The organism is Gimesia sp., assembly GCF_048262075.1.
Classification (GTDB): domain Bacteria; phylum Planctomycetota; class Planctomycetia; order Planctomycetales; family Planctomycetaceae; genus Gimesia.
The window spans coordinates 136,118-155,886 of sequence record NZ_JBLXFK010000007.1 but is presented as its reverse complement, the minus strand read 5'-3'; the positions used below and the strand labels follow the sequence as shown (position 1 = coordinate 155,886).

General features: G+C 51.7%; 13 protein-coding genes. 6 read left to right on the top strand and 7 right to left on the bottom strand.

Features of this window, described 5'->3' with window-relative positions; genetic code table 11:
- Positions 1-111: 111 nt before the first annotated feature.
- A complete protein-coding gene (locus tag ACN0YH_RS15450; RefSeq protein ID WP_417380474.1) occupies positions 112-3,951 on the bottom strand; it encodes a hydantoinase B/oxoprolinase family protein in 3,840 nt (1,279 codons plus the stop codon).
- A 325-nt stretch (positions 3,952-4,276) separates the two neighbouring features.
- Between ACN0YH_RS15450 and ACN0YH_RS15445 the strand changes: the two genes are divergently transcribed.
- Entirely contained in the window at positions 4,277-5,014 is a 738-nt protein-coding gene (locus ACN0YH_RS15445) for a Bax inhibitor-1 family protein (protein WP_417380473.1), read from the top strand.
- 87 nt (positions 5,015-5,101) lie between these two features.
- Here the strand turns inward: ACN0YH_RS15445 and msrP are convergent, their stop codons facing one another.
- Entirely contained in the window at positions 5,102-6,109 is a 1,008-nt protein-coding gene (gene msrP, locus ACN0YH_RS15440) for a protein-methionine-sulfoxide reductase catalytic subunit MsrP (protein WP_417380472.1), read from the bottom strand.
- 303 nt (positions 6,110-6,412) lie between these two features.
- Here msrP and sthA point away from each other — a divergent pair, with 303 nt between their 5' ends.
- Positions 6,413-7,903, top strand: a complete 1,491-nt coding sequence (sthA, locus tag ACN0YH_RS15435) for a Si-specific NAD(P)(+) transhydrogenase (protein ID WP_417380471.1) — start codon at positions 6,413-6,415, stop codon at positions 7,901-7,903.
- A gap of 66 nt (positions 7,904-7,969) precedes the next feature.
- Here sthA and ACN0YH_RS15430 read toward each other — a convergent pair whose 3' ends face one another.
- The 3 genes from ACN0YH_RS15430 to ACN0YH_RS15420 form a co-directional block, all read right to left on the bottom strand.
- Positions 7,970-8,965, bottom strand: coding sequence for an RluA family pseudouridine synthase (locus ACN0YH_RS15430; protein WP_417380470.1), 996 nt, complete (start codon positions 8,963-8,965; stop codon positions 7,970-7,972).
- Complete coding sequence (gene acnA, locus ACN0YH_RS15425) at positions 8,919-11,594, bottom strand: aconitate hydratase AcnA (RefSeq protein ID WP_417380469.1); 2,676 nt, start codon at positions 11,592-11,594, stop codon at positions 8,919-8,921. The genes ACN0YH_RS15430 and acnA overlap by 47 nt, the downstream gene beginning before the upstream one ends.
- A gap of 226 nt (positions 11,595-11,820) precedes the next feature.
- On the bottom strand, positions 11,821-13,245 hold the full coding sequence (locus ACN0YH_RS15420; RefSeq protein WP_417380468.1) for a neutral/alkaline non-lysosomal ceramidase N-terminal domain-containing protein: 1,425 nt from the start codon (positions 13,243-13,245) through the stop codon (positions 11,821-11,823).
- 263 nt (positions 13,246-13,508) lie between these two features.
- Here ACN0YH_RS15420 and ACN0YH_RS15415 point away from each other — a divergent pair, with 263 nt between their 5' ends.
- Both ACN0YH_RS15415 and ACN0YH_RS15410 read left to right on the top strand, forming a co-directional pair.
- Complete coding sequence (locus tag ACN0YH_RS15415; protein WP_417380467.1) at positions 13,509-14,786, top strand: hypothetical protein; 1,278 nt, start codon at positions 13,509-13,511, stop codon at positions 14,784-14,786.
- Positions 14,787-14,964: 178 nt separating this feature from the next.
- Positions 14,965-16,110, top strand: a complete 1,146-nt coding sequence (locus ACN0YH_RS15410; protein ID WP_417380466.1) for an acyltransferase family protein — start codon at positions 14,965-14,967, stop codon at positions 16,108-16,110.
- Here the strand turns inward: ACN0YH_RS15410 and ACN0YH_RS15405 are convergent.
- Positions 16,074-17,096 (bottom strand): glycosyltransferase family 87 protein, encoded by a 1,023-nt coding sequence (locus tag ACN0YH_RS15405; RefSeq protein WP_417380465.1) that lies wholly within the window; start codon positions 17,094-17,096, stop codon positions 16,074-16,076. The two genes, ACN0YH_RS15410 and ACN0YH_RS15405, sit on opposite strands and share 37 nt — an antisense overlap.
- A gap of 141 nt (positions 17,097-17,237) precedes the next feature.
- Positions 17,238-17,735 (bottom strand): hypothetical protein, encoded by a 498-nt coding sequence (locus ACN0YH_RS15400; RefSeq protein WP_417380464.1) that lies wholly within the window; start codon positions 17,733-17,735, stop codon positions 17,238-17,240.
- Between the two features lie 304 nt (positions 17,736-18,039).
- Here ACN0YH_RS15400 and ACN0YH_RS15395 point away from each other — a divergent pair, with 304 nt between their 5' ends.
- Positions 18,040-18,423 (top strand): carboxypeptidase-like regulatory domain-containing protein, encoded by a 384-nt coding sequence (locus ACN0YH_RS15395; protein ID WP_417380463.1) that lies wholly within the window; start codon positions 18,040-18,042, stop codon positions 18,421-18,423.
- Positions 18,424-18,493: 70 nt separating this feature from the next.
- Positions 18,494-19,537 carry a DUF1559 domain-containing protein gene (locus ACN0YH_RS15390; protein WP_417380462.1) on the top strand — a complete coding sequence of 348 codons (1,044 nt, stop codon included), beginning with the start codon at positions 18,494-18,496 and terminating at the stop codon, positions 19,535-19,537.
- Positions 19,538-19,769: the final 232 nt, after the last annotated feature.

Below are 19,769 nucleotides of genomic sequence, written 5' to 3'. Positions count from 1 at the left end.
GGAAAATCACAAAGCAGATGCTCGCAATAATGCCCAGAACCTGCATTTCCAGGTCAGGGACATTCGGTATCTGGCCTCAGTCCGGTGAACAGATTTTTGATTCGACTCAGTTTATTCAGCTTTTCCAAATCCCCCGCCGCCTGGTGTCTTGATTGTCAATTGATCGCCAGCAGCGACGGAGAGGGAGAATTTTCCACCCAGTGACTCAACTGTAGAATCGCCTGCTTTTTGCAGTAGATTTTCGCCGATCTGTCCTGGAGAACCACCGGCCAGCCCAAACGGAGCATAATCTCCTCTGCGTTCGGAAATGAGGGAAATCTTTAACGGTTTCAGAAATTCAATCTGACGAATAATGCCAGCGCCACCATGGTGTTGGCCTGCCCCTCCGGATCCCTGGCGAATGGAAAACTCGTGCAATCGCACCGGGTAGCGGCGCTCGATGATTTCAGCGTCTGTCAGACGGGTATTTGTCATGTGGGTGTGAACGGCGTCCGCTCCCACCTGTTCGGCAGTCGCGCCACTTCCGCCGCAGATGGTTTCATAATAACCGAAGGTCTCGTCTCCGAAGGTCAAGTTGTTCATCGTCCCCTGGCTGGCGGCTGCTTTATTAAGTGCGCCCAGCAGAGTGTCGACAGTCCGCTGCGAGGTTTCGACATTGCCACCCACCATCGCGGCACATTCTGCCGGCGTTGCTCGTTCAGGGGGATTCAGGAAACATTCAGGCAGAATTATTTCAATGGGAGTCAGCACGCCGCTGTTCAACGGGATGTCTTCCTGGATCAGGCAGCGAAAAACATACAGTACGGCGGCCTTCACAATGGCTCGATTGGCATTCAGATTCGTCTCCAGGACCGGACCGGTGCCTGTGAAGTCGACCACGGCGCTGGAGCCATTGATCGTGATTTTGACTGAGAGTGGCGTGCCGTTATCCAAATGATCGGTAAAGGAGTAAGTGCCATCTTCAATTTCAGATAATGCGAGTTGCATTTTTTCCGTGGCTGCCTGCTGGATATGTTTCATGTAAGCCAGCACTACCATCAGCGAGTAGCGGCGGACCAGATCGTTAAGCAGATTCACTCCACAGTTGTTAGCGGCAACCTGGGCTGAGACATCCGCCAGATTATCTTCGACCGCGCGTGAGGGATATTCACCTGACTTCAATAGTTCGCGCAGCGCGTCTTCACGCGATGTTCCCCGGTCGACCAGTTTGAAATTTCGGATCAACACGCCTTCATCTGCCAGCGTTTTCGAAAACGGAGGCATGCTGCCAGGGACGATTCCGCCGATCTCCGCATGATGAGCGCGACTGGCGGTGAAGAAGATCAGTTCGTTTGATTCCGCGTGATGCACGGGAGTAATCACGGTTACATCGGGAAGATGTGAGCCGCCTCGATAGGGATCGTTCGTCACAAAAACATCGCCGGGCGCCAGATCCGGGTTGTCAGCGATGATGCGTTTGACGGTTTCACTCATCGCGCCCAGATGCACGGGAATATGGGGAGCATTGACCACGAGGTCACCGGTTGAGGAAAAGACGGCACAACTGAAATCGAGCCGCTCTTTGACATTGGTTGAGATCGACGTTCGCTGCAGTGTGATGCCCATCTGTTCGGCGATGGAAGCAAACAGATTGTTGAAAATTTCCAGCATGACCGGGTCGGCAGTGGTGCCGATTTCTGTCGAGTTGGTGGAACTCTCGGAGGTCTCATGCATCAATGTTTCACCGCGCGAGAGGATGCTGGCGGTAAATCCGGGGTCAATGATGACTGTGGAAATCGCTTCACAGATAATCGCCGGGCCTGAGATCTGATCGCCGGGATGCAAATCTTCGCGGAGGTAGACTGCCGTCGGCTGGATTGATCCCTGAAAACAGGCCTGTGTCGTTTCCAAAGGTGTGGGGCTGCGATTGATGAGTTCTGATTCCGGGAGGTTGGGTTCCTCCATGCGGCCGACGATTTCCGTACGCATCGCTGTGACTTCGATGGCGCGACTCTTGTGGGTGTAACCGTAAAGACGCTGATGTTCCTGTTCAAACAGGGTAACTTCGTCCTGCCCCGACTGACAGTGAACCTGAATCGTCGCATCGGTTCTCAGGTAACGCATTTCCAGAGAATGCAGCGGGGCATCAATGCGTTCGGCAGGAATGCCTTCTGCGCGGACTTCATCGTAAATACTCTGATCAAGTTCGGTGAACCGTTGCTGCAGTTCCTGTTTGAGCTCGGCGGACCAGGTCTGCAGGACCGACTGTTGTCCGAAACGTCGGACGTCGGCCTGTCCGATTCCAAAGGCGCTGAGGATTCCTGAATAGGGATGAATCAGAACTTCATTGATCCCGAGTGAACGAGCGATGGCACAGGCATGCTGCGAGCCGGCGCCGCCGAAACTGACCAGGGCATAATCAGCGGGATCATAGCCCCGGGCTACAGAGATATTACGGATGGCACGAACCATGTTCGCGTTTGCAATCTGCAAAAAGCCTTCCGCCAGTTCAAGGGGAGTGTAAGTTTTTCCCATGGGAGAAGTGGCGATCTCTTCGCAGAGCTGCGATAGACGCTGCTCGACCGCCTGCCTGTCTAATACGAAGGGAAAGCGACTGGGGATAATTTTGCCAAGGTACAGATTCAAGTCAGTGACGGTAAGCGGTCCGCCCCGTCCGTAACAGGCAGGACCTGGATCTGCGCCAGCACTGTCAGGGCCGACATGCAGCTTGATACCATCAAAGCCACAGATGCTACCTCCGCCGGCGGCGACTGTTTCGATGCTCAGCATGGGGGCTACAATTCGCACACCCGCTTTCGTGGTTTCAAATTCCCGCTCGTATTCGCCGTCGAAGCGGGAGACATCGGTACTCGTGCCTCCCATGTCGAAGCCGATGGACTGGGGGAACCCGGCTGTTTCCGCAACGCGCGAATATCCTATCACACCTCCCGCAGGGCCGGACAGAATGCTGTCTTTGCCGACAAAATGGTCCGCATCAACAAGACCGCCGGCGGACGTCATGAGTTTCAACTTGCAGTTCTGGAGCGGCGTGCGCAGTTTGCGGATGTAATCTTTAAGGATCGGGTTCAGGTAGGCGTCCATCACCGTCGTATCACCGCGGGAGACTATTTTTATGAGCGGCGAGAGCCTGCTGGACACACTGATTTCGTCAAAGCCGGCCTCTGATGCGAGGCGGGCGACCAGTTCTTCATGTTCGGGGTTAGCGAAAGAATGCAGCAGGCAGATCGCCAGGGATTCCACGCCAGTCGCTTTAAGTTGATCGAGTTGCTGACGAATGCGAGCAGGATCAGGGGCACGGAGCACGTTGCCTTCCGCGTCGATGCGTTCCTCGATTTCCAGAGCGGTTTCAAAGAGAGGCTCTGGTTTTTGAATGGCCAGATCGAACAGGCGCGGGCGGTCCTGGTTGCCGATCAGCAGGACGTCTGCGAAGCCTTGCGTAGTGATGAAAGCGGTCCGAGCACCGTTGCGGGTGAGCAGGGCATTGGTGCCACGCGTGGTTCCCAGTTTGACGCTGATATTGGAAATGGGGTCGGATTTCCTCAGCCCCAGAATCCAGCGGATAGCAAGGATCGGGGCTTCTTCACCGGAGGCGAGTTCGTAGCTTGTCGAGACCTGCACCGTGGAAGGTAGCGCGGGTTGGAAGGTGATTGCCCCCGTCAGGTTGTCAAATCGCGTCACCTGTGCAGTATGCAGGGGGTTTCCATCATTATTCAGAAATTCAATCTGATACTCCTGCCAGAAGTTTGCGGGGTTTCCCATCCGGGATGGGTCGACAATTGTATTCGGGGCGGTGATTTCCTGAGCACGACCTTTCGTGATGCCTGAACTAAGAGTCTTAAAGGGAATGAATTCATCACTGGGGGCACGGGCGATACAGTCAGTGAACGTGCCACCAACGTCGATCCAGAATTCCCAGTTCCGCTCTGTTTTTCCTGATTTTATTTCATTCATTTCATCAAATATTTCGTGGGCTTTCACAATTATTTTCTAGAATATTTTGAATTCTCTGATGTAAACTTACGTAAGTAATGAGATATCAGAACAAATTGCCCGCAATAACGAAAGTGCTGTACCCAGCGGTAGAATAAAAGCGCCTGATTAAATTAACTACAATAAAAGAGTGATTGGCTGTACTTGAATTATGTGCACCGTGACCTATAATTATCCTGCCTGCCAGCCGCGGAAGTAAATGTGGCGACAGCAGACAAATCTAACTGATAACCCAAACTGTGTTCGTCTGGAACATCACTTCTCACTCACTTGGAGAAATCTGTCAATGAACAACTACACTCCTGATTATTACGACCAGGATACAACGGCTGGCGGCGGCGTCTTTGCCATTGACGCAATTGCTTCCGAGCGCGCCGCATTTATCCGCAAGACCTACATGCATCTTGCTGGTGCGATTTTTGTTTTCATGGGACTGGAATTTATCATTTTCAGTACCCCAGCCTTAATGCGACCTATACTGGGTCTATTCAGTGTCAGTCCCTGGATTATTCTGATTGCGTTTCTGGGAGCCAGCTGGGTTGCCAGTTCCATGGCATCGAGTGCCAAATCACTGGGGACGCAATATGCCGGTCTGGGGCTTTATACCCTGGCGGAAGCGATCATCTTCGTACCGATTTTGTACCTTGCTTCGGAATCTAGACCTGAAGCGCATGTGATTCCGATCGCGGCGATCATTACCCTCTGTATTTTTGGAGGATTGACGGCGTATGTTTTAGTAACAGGCGCGAATTTCTCCTTCCTGGGGGGCGGCCTGTCAATTGCTCTGATGGCTGCGATTGGCATCGCCATCGGTGCTGCGTTTTTCGGGGTCTCGCTGGGGCTCTGGTTCTCTGCTGCCATGGTGCTATTGATGAGCGGTTTCATTTTGTATGAAACATCAAATGTGCTGCATCAATATTCGACCGATCAGTATGTGTCTGCTTCACTGGCTTTGTTTGCCTCTGTTGCCACACTGTTCTGGTACGTGTTGCGGATCGTCATGATGTTCAGCTCTGATGACTGATTCTGAATGAGCATCCGACTGAGATAAAATGAAAGCCCCGGTAGTATGAACGCTACCGGGGCTTTTTGTATCTTCAAACTCTGCTTTTCAGCCTGTGTACAGGCTGGCGACATATTCGCCGTAACCATTGAAGGGTTTCGTTTCGTAGCGTTTTTCGGTTCCCAGCATCCATTCGGTGCGCTGACTCCAGCGGGGGTGGGGTACGTCTGGATCTACATTCGCAACAAACCCATATTCTTCAGGGTTGACGGTATTCCAGAACGTTGCAGGCTGGTCCTTGGTGAGTTTGATTTTTACGATGGATTTTCCCGACTTGAATCCGTACTTCCAGGGAACGACGAGTCGAATGGGCGCGCCATTCTGTTTGAGTAAGGGAGCGCCATACAGGCCGGTGGCGATGAAAGCCAGATCATTCATTGCTTCCGGCATGCTCAAGCCTTCGGTATAAGGCCACGGCCAGGTTCCAGATCCACTGGATTCCATGTAAGGAGCCTGCTTTGGCTTGTTGAAGGTTTCGAAGGCGACAAATTTGGCAGACGCTTTGGGTTCCACCAGTTTCAGCAGGCTTGCCAGGGGAAAACCGGTCCAGGGAACGCACATGGCCCAGGTTTCGACACAGCGATGTCGATAGGCACGTTCCTCAAACTTTAACTCTTTAAACAGGTCATCCAGGTCGAATGTGCGGGGCTTTTCACATTCTCCTTCTACGGTGACTGACCAGGGAGCGGTTTCGAATTTTTCTACATATTTCCAGGCCTGTTTTGAGGTCGGTCCAGTGAACTCGTAGAAGTTGGTGAATTTTTCTGCTTCGATGGGTTCTGTTTCCGGACGTCCGTATTTGAAAGCAGGATTTCGCTCCGCTGGGTAAATCGAACTGCCTTGTTGAGGGACAGGTGTACTTGCTCCGGCTTGTTCGATTTCTTCTTTTGTTGCCTGCTCACAACTTGTGAGTAAACCCGCAAGGCCGGCAATGCCCAGCCCCATCCCCATGTGTTGCAGGAATTCCCGGCGGTATAGCTTCCGGTTTTGAAATACTTCGAAAGGGGTGTGTTCGTGTTCGGGAACGTTCCAGATTTTTCGCAAGTGGTGATTCATCGAAGTTCCTTATCGTGAGTCAGCTGAGAGAAGAACCGATAACGGCGAGACTGCTGCATTGCAGGTTCTCCCGGGAGGTATTTCATTTCAATGATACTGGTAATATCAGTATAACCGTCAAGATGCACGCAAAATAGCTTGTTTCATTGATTGCTTCAATCTTTATATCTTTGTCAGACCACCAGTATTCCGAAGTTAGAAGTGTTCGTTTACGTAGAATAGTTTAGCCAGTCTTCTCATTTTGACATGTGGCGCAAGAGAGCCGTTAGCGGGAAGAGGGGCAGACACATTGAGAGTGGTCCCATGAAATACGACATTGTAATTATCGGAAGTGGTCCTGCCGGCCAGAAAGCTGCGATTGCCGCTTCGAAACTGGGGAAGCGTGTTGCCATTATTGAGCGCAACTTTCGTGGCATGGGGGGCGTCTGCCTGCATAAAGGGACGATTCCCTCTAAAACCATGCGTGAAGCGATCTTATATCTGACCGGGTATCGCCACCGGGATGTCTATAGTAAATGGTATCGCCGCAAGCGTCGGATCACGATGCAGGACCTGCGTTTGAAACTGGCCGATGTGGCTGAACATGAGTTGGAAATCATTCATGATCAGCTGGAACGGAACGGCGTGGAAGTATTTATTGGCGAAGCCAAATTCGTCAGTCCGCATGAAGTGGAAGTCGACTGTGAAACAGGGCGGAAGCAGTTGTATGGCGAATATATTCTGGTGGCTACCGGAACCAAGCCTTCTCGTCCACCACACATCCCCTTTGATGGACAGACGATTTTCGATTCGGATGAAATTATTGATCTGAAGGAGATTCCGCGTTCGATGATCGTCGTGGGTGGTGGAGTGATTGGAATTGAATACGCGATCATGTTTGCGACGCTGGGCGTAGAAGTAACGGTTCTGGATGGTCGCGAGCGGCTGCTGGAATTTTGTGATCGTGAGATTATTGACGCGCTGATCCATCATGCCCGATCATTGGGAATGATTTTCCGGATGGGAGAAGAAGTGGTTGGCATCGAACGGTTTTCTGATTCGATGGCGGCAGTTCAGACTGAAAGTGGCAAACGCCTGGTCGCGGATTCGGTCTTGTATACGGTGGGCCGCGTAGGCGATGCAGATGAGCTGAATTTTCAGGCAGCCGGACTGGAGCCTGATGAACGTGGTCGTCTGTGGTGTAACGAGGAGCACCAGACATGGGTGCCACACATTTATGGAGCCGGTGATATTGTAGGCTTTCCCGCTTTGGCCAGTGTTTCGATGGAACAGGGCCGCCGCGTAGTCTGCAACGCGTTTAATGAGCCGTTTGAAGCATTCGACCTGATGCCTTACGGGTTGTTTACGATTCCGGAAATTTCGATGGTCGGCAAAACGGAACAACAACTGACTGACGCACATATTCCCTATGAAGTGGGCGCGGCCCGTTATCGGGAAATTGCTCGCGGCCAGATCTCGGGTGACCGGGACGGGATCTTGAAAATACTGTTTCATCGGGAAACGCTCAAGATTCTAGGGATCCATGCGATTGGTGAAGCCGCTACAGAGATTGTCCACATCGGTCAGACGGTCATGTCCTTTGGTGGCACGATCGAATATTTCCGCAACGCTGTCTTCAACTACCCGACGATGGCAGAATGCTACAAAGTGGCCGCCTTTGATGCGTTTGAAAAAATGAGTCTGGATCGACTGTTTGAAGAATCCAAGCTCGTCAAGATCAATGCGGAAGTAGCAATGACCGCCGAGGAAGAGCAGCCAGCCGAACTGGATGAAGAAGAAACGATAGAAGTTTAGTCTTTGTCAGGCTCTCCGGATTGGGGAACATCGTGTGAAGGTCGCTGCAGTAAAACTGGACACAGTCTAGGCGCTCCGTATCCGCTGGATTGCCCGTTGAAAGTCATCTGGTACTCCAGCGGAAATTTTCATCCGCAAATTAGTAACGGGGTGCGCAAACTCAATCTGCTCGGCGTGTAACGCCTGCCTGGTGATTAACGTGCGGTCCTCGAGGAGTCTGGCATCGTTGCCATAAAAGTCGTCGGCGATGATGGGGAATCCCAGGTCCGCCAGATGCACGCGGATCTGATGCAGGCGACCGGTTTTAGGAAACGCGCGGACCAGCGAATGCCCGGGTAAGCGTTCTACTACTTGAAAACGGGTAAACGCTGATTTGGCCCGCAGGGCTTGTGGATGGGTGGTCATACAGACGCCCGCCTGGGTGGGGTGTTCGCCGATGGCGTCGCTGTTTTCAAATTCGTTGTGTTCCGGCTGGTCACGAACAATCGCCAGATATGATTTGCTGATCCGGTTCTGCTGGAATTGAATCGAGAGGCTGCGGTGTCCCAGGTGCTCTTTGGCGACGATCAGAATCCCGCTGGTGAACTGATCAAGACGATGGACAATGCCAGGCCGCAACAGGCTGGGTATGCCGGTTTGCTGATCAAGATAATACTGCAGGGCATTGGCAACCGTGCCTGAGAGAATATTTCCTGCTGGATGCGCGATCATCCCCGGGGGCTTATTGACGATAATCAGCCATGCGTCTTCATACAGAACCTCCAGTGGTAATGGTTCCGGATCGTATGTTTTATCGGGCGGTTCCGGGAGCCGGATACTGATCTGCTGACCTCGAAACACGCGCTGCAGCGGATCAGCGGGGATGCCATTCACTTTAGCAAAGCCCGCTTGTACGATGCGCTGCAGACGATGTGTCGAATAATTTCTGAAATGACGGCTGAGAAACCGATCGATGCGGGCACCGTCCAGGTAATCCTCGACAATCAGATCGGTTTCAAACGCAGTCTCCATCAAATCAGGATGCAGCCAGATCGCGAAGTACTTTGTGAAGAATGCCACCATTGCGGTAGTATTCAACTTCGACGGGGGTATCAATACGACACTGGACGGTAAACAGAACCTGGGTTCCGTTGTCCTTTGTCGCGGTGACGCGGATGGCCTGGCCTGGTTTGAGATTGTCATCCAGTTCAATGTCAAACGTTTCCGTTCCGTCCAGCCCCAGTTCTTCGCGGCTTTCTCCATCACGGAACTGCAGAGGCAGTACGCCCATGCCGACCAGGTTGGAACGGTGAATGCGTTCAAACGAAGTTGCGATGACAGCTTTGATGCCCAGCAGGAATGTCCCTTTGGCAGCCCAGTCTCGTGAAGACCCCATGCCGTAATCGCCGCCGGCGAGAACCACCAGTGGGGTACCGGCTGCTTTGTACTGGAGCGATGCTTCGTAGATGGAAGTCTGCTCGCCTGTTGGCAGGTAAGTTGTCACTCCGCCGCTGGTACCGGGAGCCAGCAGGTTACTGAGGCGAATATTTGCGAACGTACCACGGGTCATGACCCGGTCATTACCGCGACGACTGCCGTAGCTGTTGAAGTTCTCCGGAGTGATGCCGTTTTCCTGCAGATATTTCCCCGCGGGGGAATCTGCTTTGATGGCACCGGCGGGTGAGATGTGGTCGGTGGTGACGGAATCGCCTACCGAAACCAGGACCCGCGCGTCATTGATGGAACTGATGGGAGCCGGAGTCACAGGCATATCGACGAAGAACGGCGGCTCCTGAATGTAGGTGCTGTGTTCATCCCAGGCAAAAATGTCTCCGTCGCCACCATTGATAGCCTGCCATTCCGGAGAGCCTTCGGTGGCTTTCCCATACTCATGGCGGAACATTTCCGGATTGATGGATGATTCCATTGTCGCGTTGACTTCTTCCTGTGAAGGCCAGACATCTTTCAGGAAGACATTGTTTCCGTTTTGATCCTGTCCCAGTGGTTCCGTACTGAGGTCGATATCCGTTGTGCCTGCGATCGCATAGGCAACCACGAGTGGCGGACTGGCGAGATAGTTGGCACGTACATCAGGGCTGATCCGTCCTTCAAAGTTCCGGTTACCGGAGAGGACGGCGGCTGCGACGATGTCGTTATCATTGATGGCTTTGGAGATCGGGGCCGGCAGCGGACCACTGTTGCCGATACAGGTGGTGCAGCCATAACCGACCAGGTTAAAGCCCAACTGATCGAGATATGGAGTCAGGCCGGCTTTTTCCAGGTAGTCGGTGACAACGCGGCTGCCGGGTGCCAGGCTGGTTTTAACCCAGGGTTTGCGGGTCAGTCCTTTTTCTGCGGCTTTCTTCGCCAGCAGACCTGCGCCGATCATGACAGAGGGGTTACTGGTGTTGGTACAACTGGTGATGGCGGCGATCACAACAGAGCCATCTTTCAGATTGAAGTTCTGGTCATTATAGTCGACTGCAACGCTGGTATTGGAAGGGTCCTGCTTGCCGAATGTTTTGCTGAGATCACTGTGCCAGTGTGATTTCATATCGGTCAAAGCGATGCGGTCCTGGGGACGTTTGGGGCCGGCCAGAGAGACTTCAATAGTAGAAATATCAAGTTCAAGCTTGCTGGTGAAGCTGGGCTCAGGAGAACTGTCGGTACGGAACATGCCCTGTTCTTTATAGTAACGTTCAACCAGATCGACTTCTGCATCAGTACGCCCTGTACGGCGCATGTAGTTCAGTGTTTCGTCGTCTACGGGGAAGAACCCGATGGTGGCACCGTATTCGGGGGCCATGTTCGCGATGGTGGCACGGTCGGCCAGGCTCATGTTGGACAGGCCGGGACCATAGAACTCGACGAACTTACCGACCACGCCGTGTTCACGGAGCATCTGTACGATGCGGAGCACCAGGTCAGTCGCTGTCGCAGCGGGGGGAAGCTTGCCGCTCAATCGGAAACCAACGACTTCGGGAGTCAGCATGTAGATCGGCTGGCCGAGCATGACTGCTTCGGCTTCGATACCGCCGACACCCCAGCCCACAACACCCAGTCCGTTGATCATGGTGGTGTGGCTGTCTGTTCCCACCAGACTGTCTGGATAAGCAACACCATTTTTGGTGAGTACGGCTTTGGCCAGATATTCAAGGTTGACCTGATGCACGATACCGGTGGCAGGAGGTACGACGCTGAAATTATCGAGTGCCTGCTGACCCCAGCGAAGGAACTGGTAGCGTTCCTGATTCCGTTCGAATTCTTTTTCGACATTGTGCTGCAGGGAGAGTCGGGTTGCGAACTCATCGACCTGTACCGAGTGGTCAATCACCAGGTCACACGGTACCAGTGGATTGATTTTCTGAGGATCTCCACCAAGTCGGACCATGGCACTGCGGAGGGCAGCCAGATCGACAACAGCGGGCACACCGGTGAAGTCCTGCAGGACGACGCGACCTGGTTTAAAGGGGACTTCAACGGGATTTGGAGATTCAGCACTCCAGTTGGCGAGATTCGTGACATCCGATTCGTTGACCACGAAACCATCGACATTTCGCAGGCAGGACTCGAGCAGCACGCGAATGGAATAGGGAAGTGATTCAATATTGCCGATGCCATCATCAATCAGTTTCTGCAAGCGGTAATAAGTGAACTCACTACCAGCTGCCTTTAATTGACCTTCCGCGCCAAAAGGATTTCCGGAAGCCATTACTCTCTCCTCAGTGCTACGATAATAGGGGTGAACAATTGGTGTCAGGTTGCCACAGCGAACCTGTCATGCTTAATGTTTCTTAACAGATCTGAATATGCTGCATTCTAGGACTTCATAACCTGCGCGACAAACGGCAGGGGCTTAAAAACGCAAAACATCCTCAGAAGCCATCATACAGCAGTCAAAATCAGGGTCGAAGGGGTCATTTTAGCGAAGCAGAGGGCTATTTTCCATTGCGGACCTTTTTGACCTGTCTTCGGGCACTTTCGACGATTTTGTCTTCGATTTCATCCGACCAACGGTGGGCGGGTAATCCATAGACCATCATGGATGTGTTACCTTCGTAGCCCCAGCGGGATGATTTACGCGGGGGAACGTCTTCTTCCAGGACGCGTAGTGACGGGGTGTAGGCCATCACATCGTTACAGTAGCCGGCGACCCAGGTGTTGGGGCCAAACTCTTTTTTCATTCCCAAGGCATAATCCACGACTACTTCACCGCCGATGGTGATCCACAGTTGGGTTTTACCCAATCGCCAGACTTGTACGGGGAAAGCATATGAAGTGATGAAAGGCTTGCCGGCGTTGAGCTCTTTCAGCAGTCGAGTTCCCCAGCGGGTGACATAGGAATTGGGATTGCCAGCGGCAATTTTTTCGAGTTCAGCTTTGGTGGGAGCATCTCCCAGCTTGATGTCGGTGATTTCAATTTCGGTTTTGAGTTCAGGATCGAGTTCGACCATAGGGAGTCGTACTGTATCAGCGACCGCATGTGCCAGGCGTGATCCATAGGATTCTGCCAGTTCCTGTGTACGCCGGGGTAGGGGATTCTGGTCGGCACCACAGCCCATATAGAACATGGCGGTGACGCCGGGAAACATGGCTTCCAGATCGTATTGCGCGAAACCGGCATAGTCTCCACACCACTTCTGAATTCCCAAGGTGGTATTATGGCAGGCATAGCCGAAAACAATTGTTTTGAGCTTGCCGTCTTTATCTTTGACGGCGAGTACAGGAACACTGTGATCAACGGGCCCTTTCAGTCCGTGGGATTTTCTGAGGCCGGGCACTTCTGATTCAATATTGTTGCGGCGATTGACAGCGAAACTGGTGAGTCCCGTTCCTGACCAGAGGGACGCTGGTGCGAGTTCTTCGATGGCTTTTCCAACCGCGTCTACCAGTTGCTGTTCCAGTTTGGTTGAATATTTTTCGATCTGTTCGATGTGTTTGGGAGTCAGCGGATAAATATCGTTTAGAGCACGTCTTAAGACAGGGCCGCAGTGTGTATGGGAGCTGTTTAACATGATCTGGCTGCGTTCCAGTTTGTATTTTTCCTTAAGGGCCGCGCAGACATTGTTGTAGATCGACTGGGGAATGCCCAGTGTGTCAGTGGAGACAATCACGCCCCGGTGTCCGTCACTGGCTTCGATGACCAGTACTTTCATCCAGAGGTCGTGGATCTTGCCATCTGCAGGGGCTTTACGGCCGCCATATCCGGCCATCCAGAGGTTTTCTTCCGGTGTAATCACGACGCTGACCGAGGCGGCTTTCCAGAGTGCTTCTGAAGCAGAACAGCGGTCAGATTGTATCTGAAAGAGGCTGCAGAGCAGAAGTGGTAGAAATCCGAGGCGAATCTGCGTTAGATATTTCATGGAGAAGACCTCTCACTTAATGAGTGCAAATGACGAAGCAAACTAAACATTCTTTAAAAACTGTTTATTCAGGGTAAGTCGGAAACGAAAACATATCAAGTGTATGGGATGTGAGCTGACCTGATTGGATAATTAAAATTTGTCTCTCGTATTGAGCGTGTTACAATGGAAACTGGCACATCTACTGCAATCAAGCATGTCTTTTGCAATTAATATTTCTGTAAATTCAATGCCGGGCTGAATCAACGAGGAGGAGACTGTCTGTGGAGTCAGCAGCAAAAATCATCAATTCATTGTTCTTCCGGTCATTTCTGATATTTGCCTTTATGGTGACCGTTTCTGTTGGCAGTCTTTCTGCCCAGGGAAATCGGCGTGTTGCGAAGCAGCGGGCCAACCTTCCCCAGGCACCTGCGGATTACCGCTCTAAAAATTTTCTGATCCACACCGATTTGCCGGCTGAGGATGCGCGGAATTTACTGGAACGCCTGGAAAAGATGTTGGTGATCATTTCTTCTTACTGGGCGAGTCCGAATCGGGCTGTGATCGAATGTTATGTTGTGAAGGACATGGCGAACTGGCCTGCCGGCAGTCTGCATCCAGCGGGCATGCAGTCCATTGCGGGAGGGGGTGGGGTTACGATGAGCCGCACGACATATCGGGGGAAGCAGATTGTCGCCGCCAAATCGATTGTGTATGCAACCGCCAACGGGGGGACGCCTCAGCATGAAGCCGTGCATGCCTATTGCGCCCAGAATTTCGGTCGCACGGGGCCAGTGTGGTACAGCGAAGGCATGGCTGAGATGGGAAATAACTGGAAAGTGGTGCCCCGAAAAGGGCAACCTCTGGCAGTCACCTGTGAGCAGTATGTCATCGACTATATCAAGCGGAGCGAGCCTAAGAGCTTGAATGAGATTGTCAATTCCAAAGAAACAACAGGCGATTCCTGGCAGAATTACTGCTGGCGTTGGGCGTTGTGTCACCTGCTGGCCACAAATCCAAATTACGCGGCACGGTTTCGGCCGCTCGGGCTGGGGTTACTGATGAACAAGCCGGTCTCTTTCAATCAGACTTATGGATCGATGGATCGGGAGATTTCGTTCGAATACCTGTTCTTCCTGAGGCACTTCGATCAGGGGTATCGCTGTGATCTGTGTCAGTGGGACTGGAAGACCAAGTTTCGTAAACCGAATTCAGTACGCCCGCTGGCCTCGAAAATCGAAGCAAACCAGGGCTGGCAGGCATCCCGGGTGCTTGTGGAAGAAGGGCAGGAGTATCAGATCTCAACAATAGGAGAGTGGAATACTGCCACAGAAAGTAAAGAAGTAACAGCCAGTGGCGATGATTCCGGCCGTGGTACTTTGATGGGGGTCGTCCTGTATGAAAACGAAAATGATGAATACGAGTTGAGTGCAGAATTTGAACTGGGCGGTGCAGAACGTTTTCAGGCGCCCGCGAGTGGAAAGCTGTTTCTCCGGTGTCGCGATCACTGGCATGAACTGGCTGATAATAGCGGGAAAATTTCGGTCAAGATCGGCGAGTAAGCTCTTTGAGCAGAGTAGACAGGGCATTCTGATCCAGATAATCGTCATAATCAATTCCAGTCGTGCTGCTTGACTGGCTTTCCCACAGGCGGGCATTGTGCCGTGTGGCGCCCTGGAAGAAAATCGGTTTTGATGAACTGGACCGAACTTTTCTACAGCTTCTGATATATTCTGCGTCATGAATGTCTCCCCCCTCGAACCGATTAACGCTGCGAAGCATGTGCCAGCCCTCGATGGAGTTCGTGGCGTGGCCATCCTGATGGTATTGTTCTTTCACAGTGGTCTAATCATTGTTTCCGGAACGGGAAGGCTGTGGGAGTTCTACGAGATGGTCTCCCGGTCCTGCTGGTGTGGTGTGGATCTGTTTTTTGTATTGTCCGGTTTTCTGATCACCGGCATCCTGCTGGATACGAGAGCGAGCCCACATTACTTTCGCAACTTTTACTTGCGACGAATTCTACGAATCTTTCCGCTGTATTACGGCGTCATACTGTGGTTGTTTCTCCAGAACCCTGAGTTTCCAGATCAGATGTGGTACTGGCTCTACCTGCAGAACTGGGTGCCTGTATTCGGGGGCAGTACGCCTCCGATGGTGGTGCAGCCCTTCTGGTCGCTGGCTGTCGAAGAGCAGTTCTACCTGCTCTGGCCGTTTGCTGTCTGGTTACTGGGGCGTCGTCCGCTGGGAGTTTTTTGCGGATCGCTGTTCCTGTTGTCGCTGCTGTCGCGTTGTGTGGCCCGTTATCACGGAGTCGATGCAATGACCGTTTATACGGTAACGCTGTTTCGCCTGGATACCTTAAGTGCAGGTGCGTTGATTGCCATCTGGCTGCGAAATCCTGTGTGGGAATCGTACCTGAATCGACGAGCATTGACCGGCCTGATCCTGACTGGTATTGCCTTACTGGCGGTGATTGTCGCTGAGAAAGGGTTCTATATTGATGGGCGTGCCAGTCAGACCGTGGGTTATTCTCTGTTTGCTGTAATGAGTGCATTGCTGATCGCGCTGGTGGTATTGAATTCTTCGAAGTTGAAGTTTCTTAATCGGGTATTGGAAGGGCGTGTATTGCGGTACTTCGGAAATCGGAGCTACGCAATCTACATATTTCAGATGATGGTTTTTATCCCGGTAAAGAAAATTAATATGATGTATGGGGCTGATGCTGATACAGGTTCGATGCAAAGTATTTTCGCGTTCTGTGCCTCGGTCTTGATTATCCTGTTACTGTCTGAAGTCAGCTGGCATTGTTATGAGAAACAGTTTCTGAAGCTGAAGCGTTTTTTTCCACGTCAGCAACCACAGGCTGCGGCCATTGTCGAATCCTGAGCAGATTGTCGCGATGCGAAACCGTCGGGCCAGAGCAGTACGATCATGAAGAGTAAGGCATAGCATTGATAAGAAAGCGCTGTCAGAGCCAGCCAGGATGACCAGACTGTCATCTTCAGGAACAGCGGGGAATCAACCACCGGTTGGATCATTGATGTGGGATGATCAAACAGGCGTTCCCAGAAGGCGAGCAGTGACGCGTTGCCCCAGTTGTTGGTGATGTCGGCCAGGGAAGGCAGCACTACTGTCAGATAGTCACGATAAGCATCACTCCCAAAGAGGGCGACTGTGATCAGAGTAATGCTGACAAAGGCCAGAACTCCTCCTGCCAGCGCGCGAATATCGCGCCTGATGAGAAAGTAGAGGAACAGATAAGCGGGATAGATTTTAACTGCTGTGGCTAACCCCAGGCAGACACCTGCCGTTAGAGAATTACCTGACCGCCCTGTTTTCCAGGCGGCGACAATCAGGAGTGCGAGCAGCAGGTTGGGTTGTCCCTGGATAAGCGACTGTTGCAGCGGATCGCAGGCCAGCAAGAGCGTAACCAAGGCGAGTGATTTCCAGAAGGTAATACGGATCTGGAGCGACTGTATGATCCAGTAGATCGCCAGGGCGAGCATACCCAGGGAGGTCAGGCTCCAGGCGAATTGAGCGTCCTGATAGGAGAGCCAGGCAAAAGGGACTGCGATCAGGTTGGCCGATGGAGGATGCGTATTATAGCGATCGAAAAATCCTTCCGAGTCGGTCAGTTTCAAATTCAGGTGTTTGAGTAATGCAGCTTCCTGATCAGCGTAAACGGGCATGCCTGTCAGGCGATTCTGGACGGAGGCCCACTCTTTGAAAAAATCAAAAACCTGTCCGTCAGCAGGATGCAATGCGGCGATGTAACCGGGGGCAAATACAATCAGTGCCAAGAGGAACAGAATCACCCATAGGATTTTCCGTGCCAGCGGCCAATAATTCTGTTGTTCAACTGAGGCAGTCACGGTTGACTCCGGGAATCAAATCAAAATACCAGATGCAGTGGTTCCCTGTCGTCACTGTGTTGGCGGAATATTCTCAAGATTGTTGCTGATCATTAGACTCGGACTACCGTGTTGTGTCCAGCGGGGATTCTCAGTCGGTGATCAATTTGAATGATCCTGATTCAGCTGGTCGACATCCAGAATTTTTCCGGTCTTCAAATCTACACCCGTCCATGCGCCGGTGTTGGCACCGAAAACATATAACTGGTTGATCGAATCTGATTTCGTGACAGCATTCACACTGTCGTTGCCGACTTCAAATCGGGTTTTGCTGTCCTTTGGGATTTTCAGCTCTGCCCAGCGACCGGCTATGGATGAGTACGCGAAAATAGACTGACCCAGCTGACACGCGGCCATGGCAGGTGAGACTGTCAGACGTGCCCTTTGATCTGCTTCGACTGGAATCTGGATTTTGCTCCAGGTATTGGTGGTCATGCTGTAAGCTATCAACTGATCACGGGATTGAGGAATCAGCGCAATCAACTTTTGTGAGTAGATCAGCTGAGGTTGTTCTTTGGTCGTTTGTAAATCATCCTCCCCCATCACAGCGCTGCTCTGTAACAAGGTTGCGATGATCACGTATTTAAGGAATGCTGGCATCGGTGGTATCTCCTTAGTCTTCAAGGGTGAGAATTGAGTGATCGAACAGAGCTCCTTTTCGCTGGTCGCACTCCTGCATCGTAGCCAGATCTTTTTAGAAATGCCAAAAAAGTTCTTGCTTTATTGCTTAAACATCTGGATACTTAAGAGTGTTGCCAAATCAAGTTATAAGCGAAAAGTCCATCGCGCTCAGACAGCTGGTAATTTCCAGTATTTCATTTCTCAAATTCGTCGAATGTGAGCTGTTGCCTTGCACCTTTCTAGTGTGGAAGGATGCATGTGCCCCGTAAAAAGGTCAGTCACCATGCGCAGAAGATATGTACTGATATCGCTCTTCCTGTTGGGGACCAATCTCGGTTGCAGCGATCAGGCTCCTGACATGCCCGAGTTAGGCCAGGTGCATGGAACCGTAACATTGGATGGGAAACCGCTCGAGGGAGTGAGTGTCCTGTTCGAACCACAAAATGGTCGACCATCGACTGCCATCACGGATTCAGCAGGAGAATATGAAGCGCAATACCTGATTGATGAACCCGGAGTCAAACTGGGACCCAATACGGTGCGAGTCGAGTGGGGCATCGATGCAGCTGGCCCCAAAATTCCTGCTAAATATGGTGCAAAAAGTGAACTGAAACTGGATGTGCAGGCAGGGGATAACGAGTTTGCTATCGACATGAAATCTAAATGAAATGCTGTTTAAAATGAATCGTTCGAGTATTAAATATTATCATTAATATCTAATGACCAAGGGTACCAATATGAAAATGAGTCAAACCTACCGAAAACGAGGCTTCACACTGATTGAATTATTGGTCGTCATCGCGATCATCGCCATTCTGATTGCATTGCTGTTACCGGCCGTGCAGCAGGCCCGTGAAGCAGCACGGCGATCACAATGCAAAAACAATATGAAACAGTTTGGGCTGGCGATGCACAATTATCACGATGCGCATGGAACATTTCCACCCGGCTATATTACCAAAACGCCCTGTAGTTCTTCAGCTGTCTGGTCAGCCTGTAACCAGGGTGAACTGGGGATCTACAGCTGGGGGACGTTCGTGCTGCCTTATATTGATCAGGCTCCTTTATATAATCTGCTCAATGCCGGGAGTGTGACTCTGGATCAGAACCTGGCGAACGCCACGGTGCGACAGTCGCTACAGCAGCCGATCAGTGTATTTCTCTGTCCGTCCGACCCGGGACCCAATCTGAATGATTATGTTTCCGCATCCAATAATTATAATTTTACCGTGACCGATGGCTCTGCGACTTACCAGATTGCCCGCTCAGACTATGTGATGGTGGCGAATGCCTGGGACAGTACTACGCCCCCCGTTTATGCGACGCAATATGGGCCAGCACATGGAATTGGTTTTGCCAATTCCAGCATACGCTTTCGCGATATTCTTGATGGGAGCAGTAATACCATTCTGGTGGGTGAGCGTGCTTATGTTTATAAAAGTAACAACAAGGTAGGGGGGGCGAATGCTCTGGGTTTCTCTGCCTCCAATAATACGCAGAGCAGCAGTTATGCACGTAAAGGAAATGGAATGGCTGTGATAGGGCTCACCTATAACGGCATTAATGCCATTGCGGGTGCAGAGCATGACGTCCGCGGTTTCAGCAGTAACCATGTGGGGGGAGCCCACTTCGTCTTCTGTGATGGATCGGTGCATTTCGTGAGCGAGAATATCGACTACAAAAAAGGGAGCGTCTCCAGTGCGACCCATCTGCAGGATATTAATTCAACCTTTCAACGTCTGGCTGTTCGCAATGACGGGCAGGTTGTGGGAGAGTATTGAGTTTCGATAACCGCCAAGGTGGTTGGAGTTGACTGTGCACAATTCAGCTTCAGCAGTTCAGTTCAATGTTGATAATCATGTGGCTGGAGACAAAGTAAGGGGAGCGGTTGAGTCCGGTGAGGCCCTCGGCTTTGGAAGTGCTTGGATCAGGCTGGTTTCTGTCGCGGTTTGAGTCCATGAATGGCTCTGAATAGTCGAAACTGTGCTCAGGATTGACGTACTCTCACTTAAC

Coding starts and splice junctions, on each gene's coding strand:
- acnA (WP_417380469.1), bottom strand. CDS start 11,594: ATGGCTTCCGGAAATCCTTTTGGCGCGGAAGGTCAATTAAAGGCAGCT.
- ACN0YH_RS15400 (WP_417380464.1), bottom strand. CDS start 17,735: ATGCCAGCATTCCTTAAATACGTGATCATCGCAACCTTGTTACAGAGC.
- ACN0YH_RS15390 (WP_417380462.1), top strand. CDS start 18,494: ATGAAAATGAGTCAAACCTACCGAAAACGAGGCTTCACACTGATTGAA.
- ACN0YH_RS15430 (WP_417380470.1), bottom strand. CDS start 8,965: ATGGTGGCATTCTTCACAAAGTACTTCGCGATCTGGCTGCATCCTGAT.
- ACN0YH_RS15420 (WP_417380468.1), bottom strand. CDS start 13,245: ATGAAATATCTAACGCAGATTCGCCTCGGATTTCTACCACTTCTGCTC.
- ACN0YH_RS15395 (WP_417380463.1), top strand. CDS start 18,040: ATGCGCAGAAGATATGTACTGATATCGCTCTTCCTGTTGGGGACCAAT.
- msrP (WP_417380472.1), bottom strand. CDS start 6,109: ATGAATCACCACTTGCGAAAAATCTGGAACGTTCCCGAACACGAACAC.
- ACN0YH_RS15450 (WP_417380474.1), bottom strand. CDS start 3,951: ATGAATGAAATAAAATCAGGAAAAACAGAGCGGAACTGGGAATTCTGG.
- sthA (WP_417380471.1), top strand. CDS start 6,413: ATGAAATACGACATTGTAATTATCGGAAGTGGTCCTGCCGGCCAGAAA.
- ACN0YH_RS15410 (WP_417380466.1), top strand. CDS start 14,965: ATGAATGTCTCCCCCCTCGAACCGATTAACGCTGCGAAGCATGTGCCA.
- ACN0YH_RS15445 (WP_417380473.1), top strand. CDS start 4,277: ATGAACAACTACACTCCTGATTATTACGACCAGGATACAACGGCTGGC.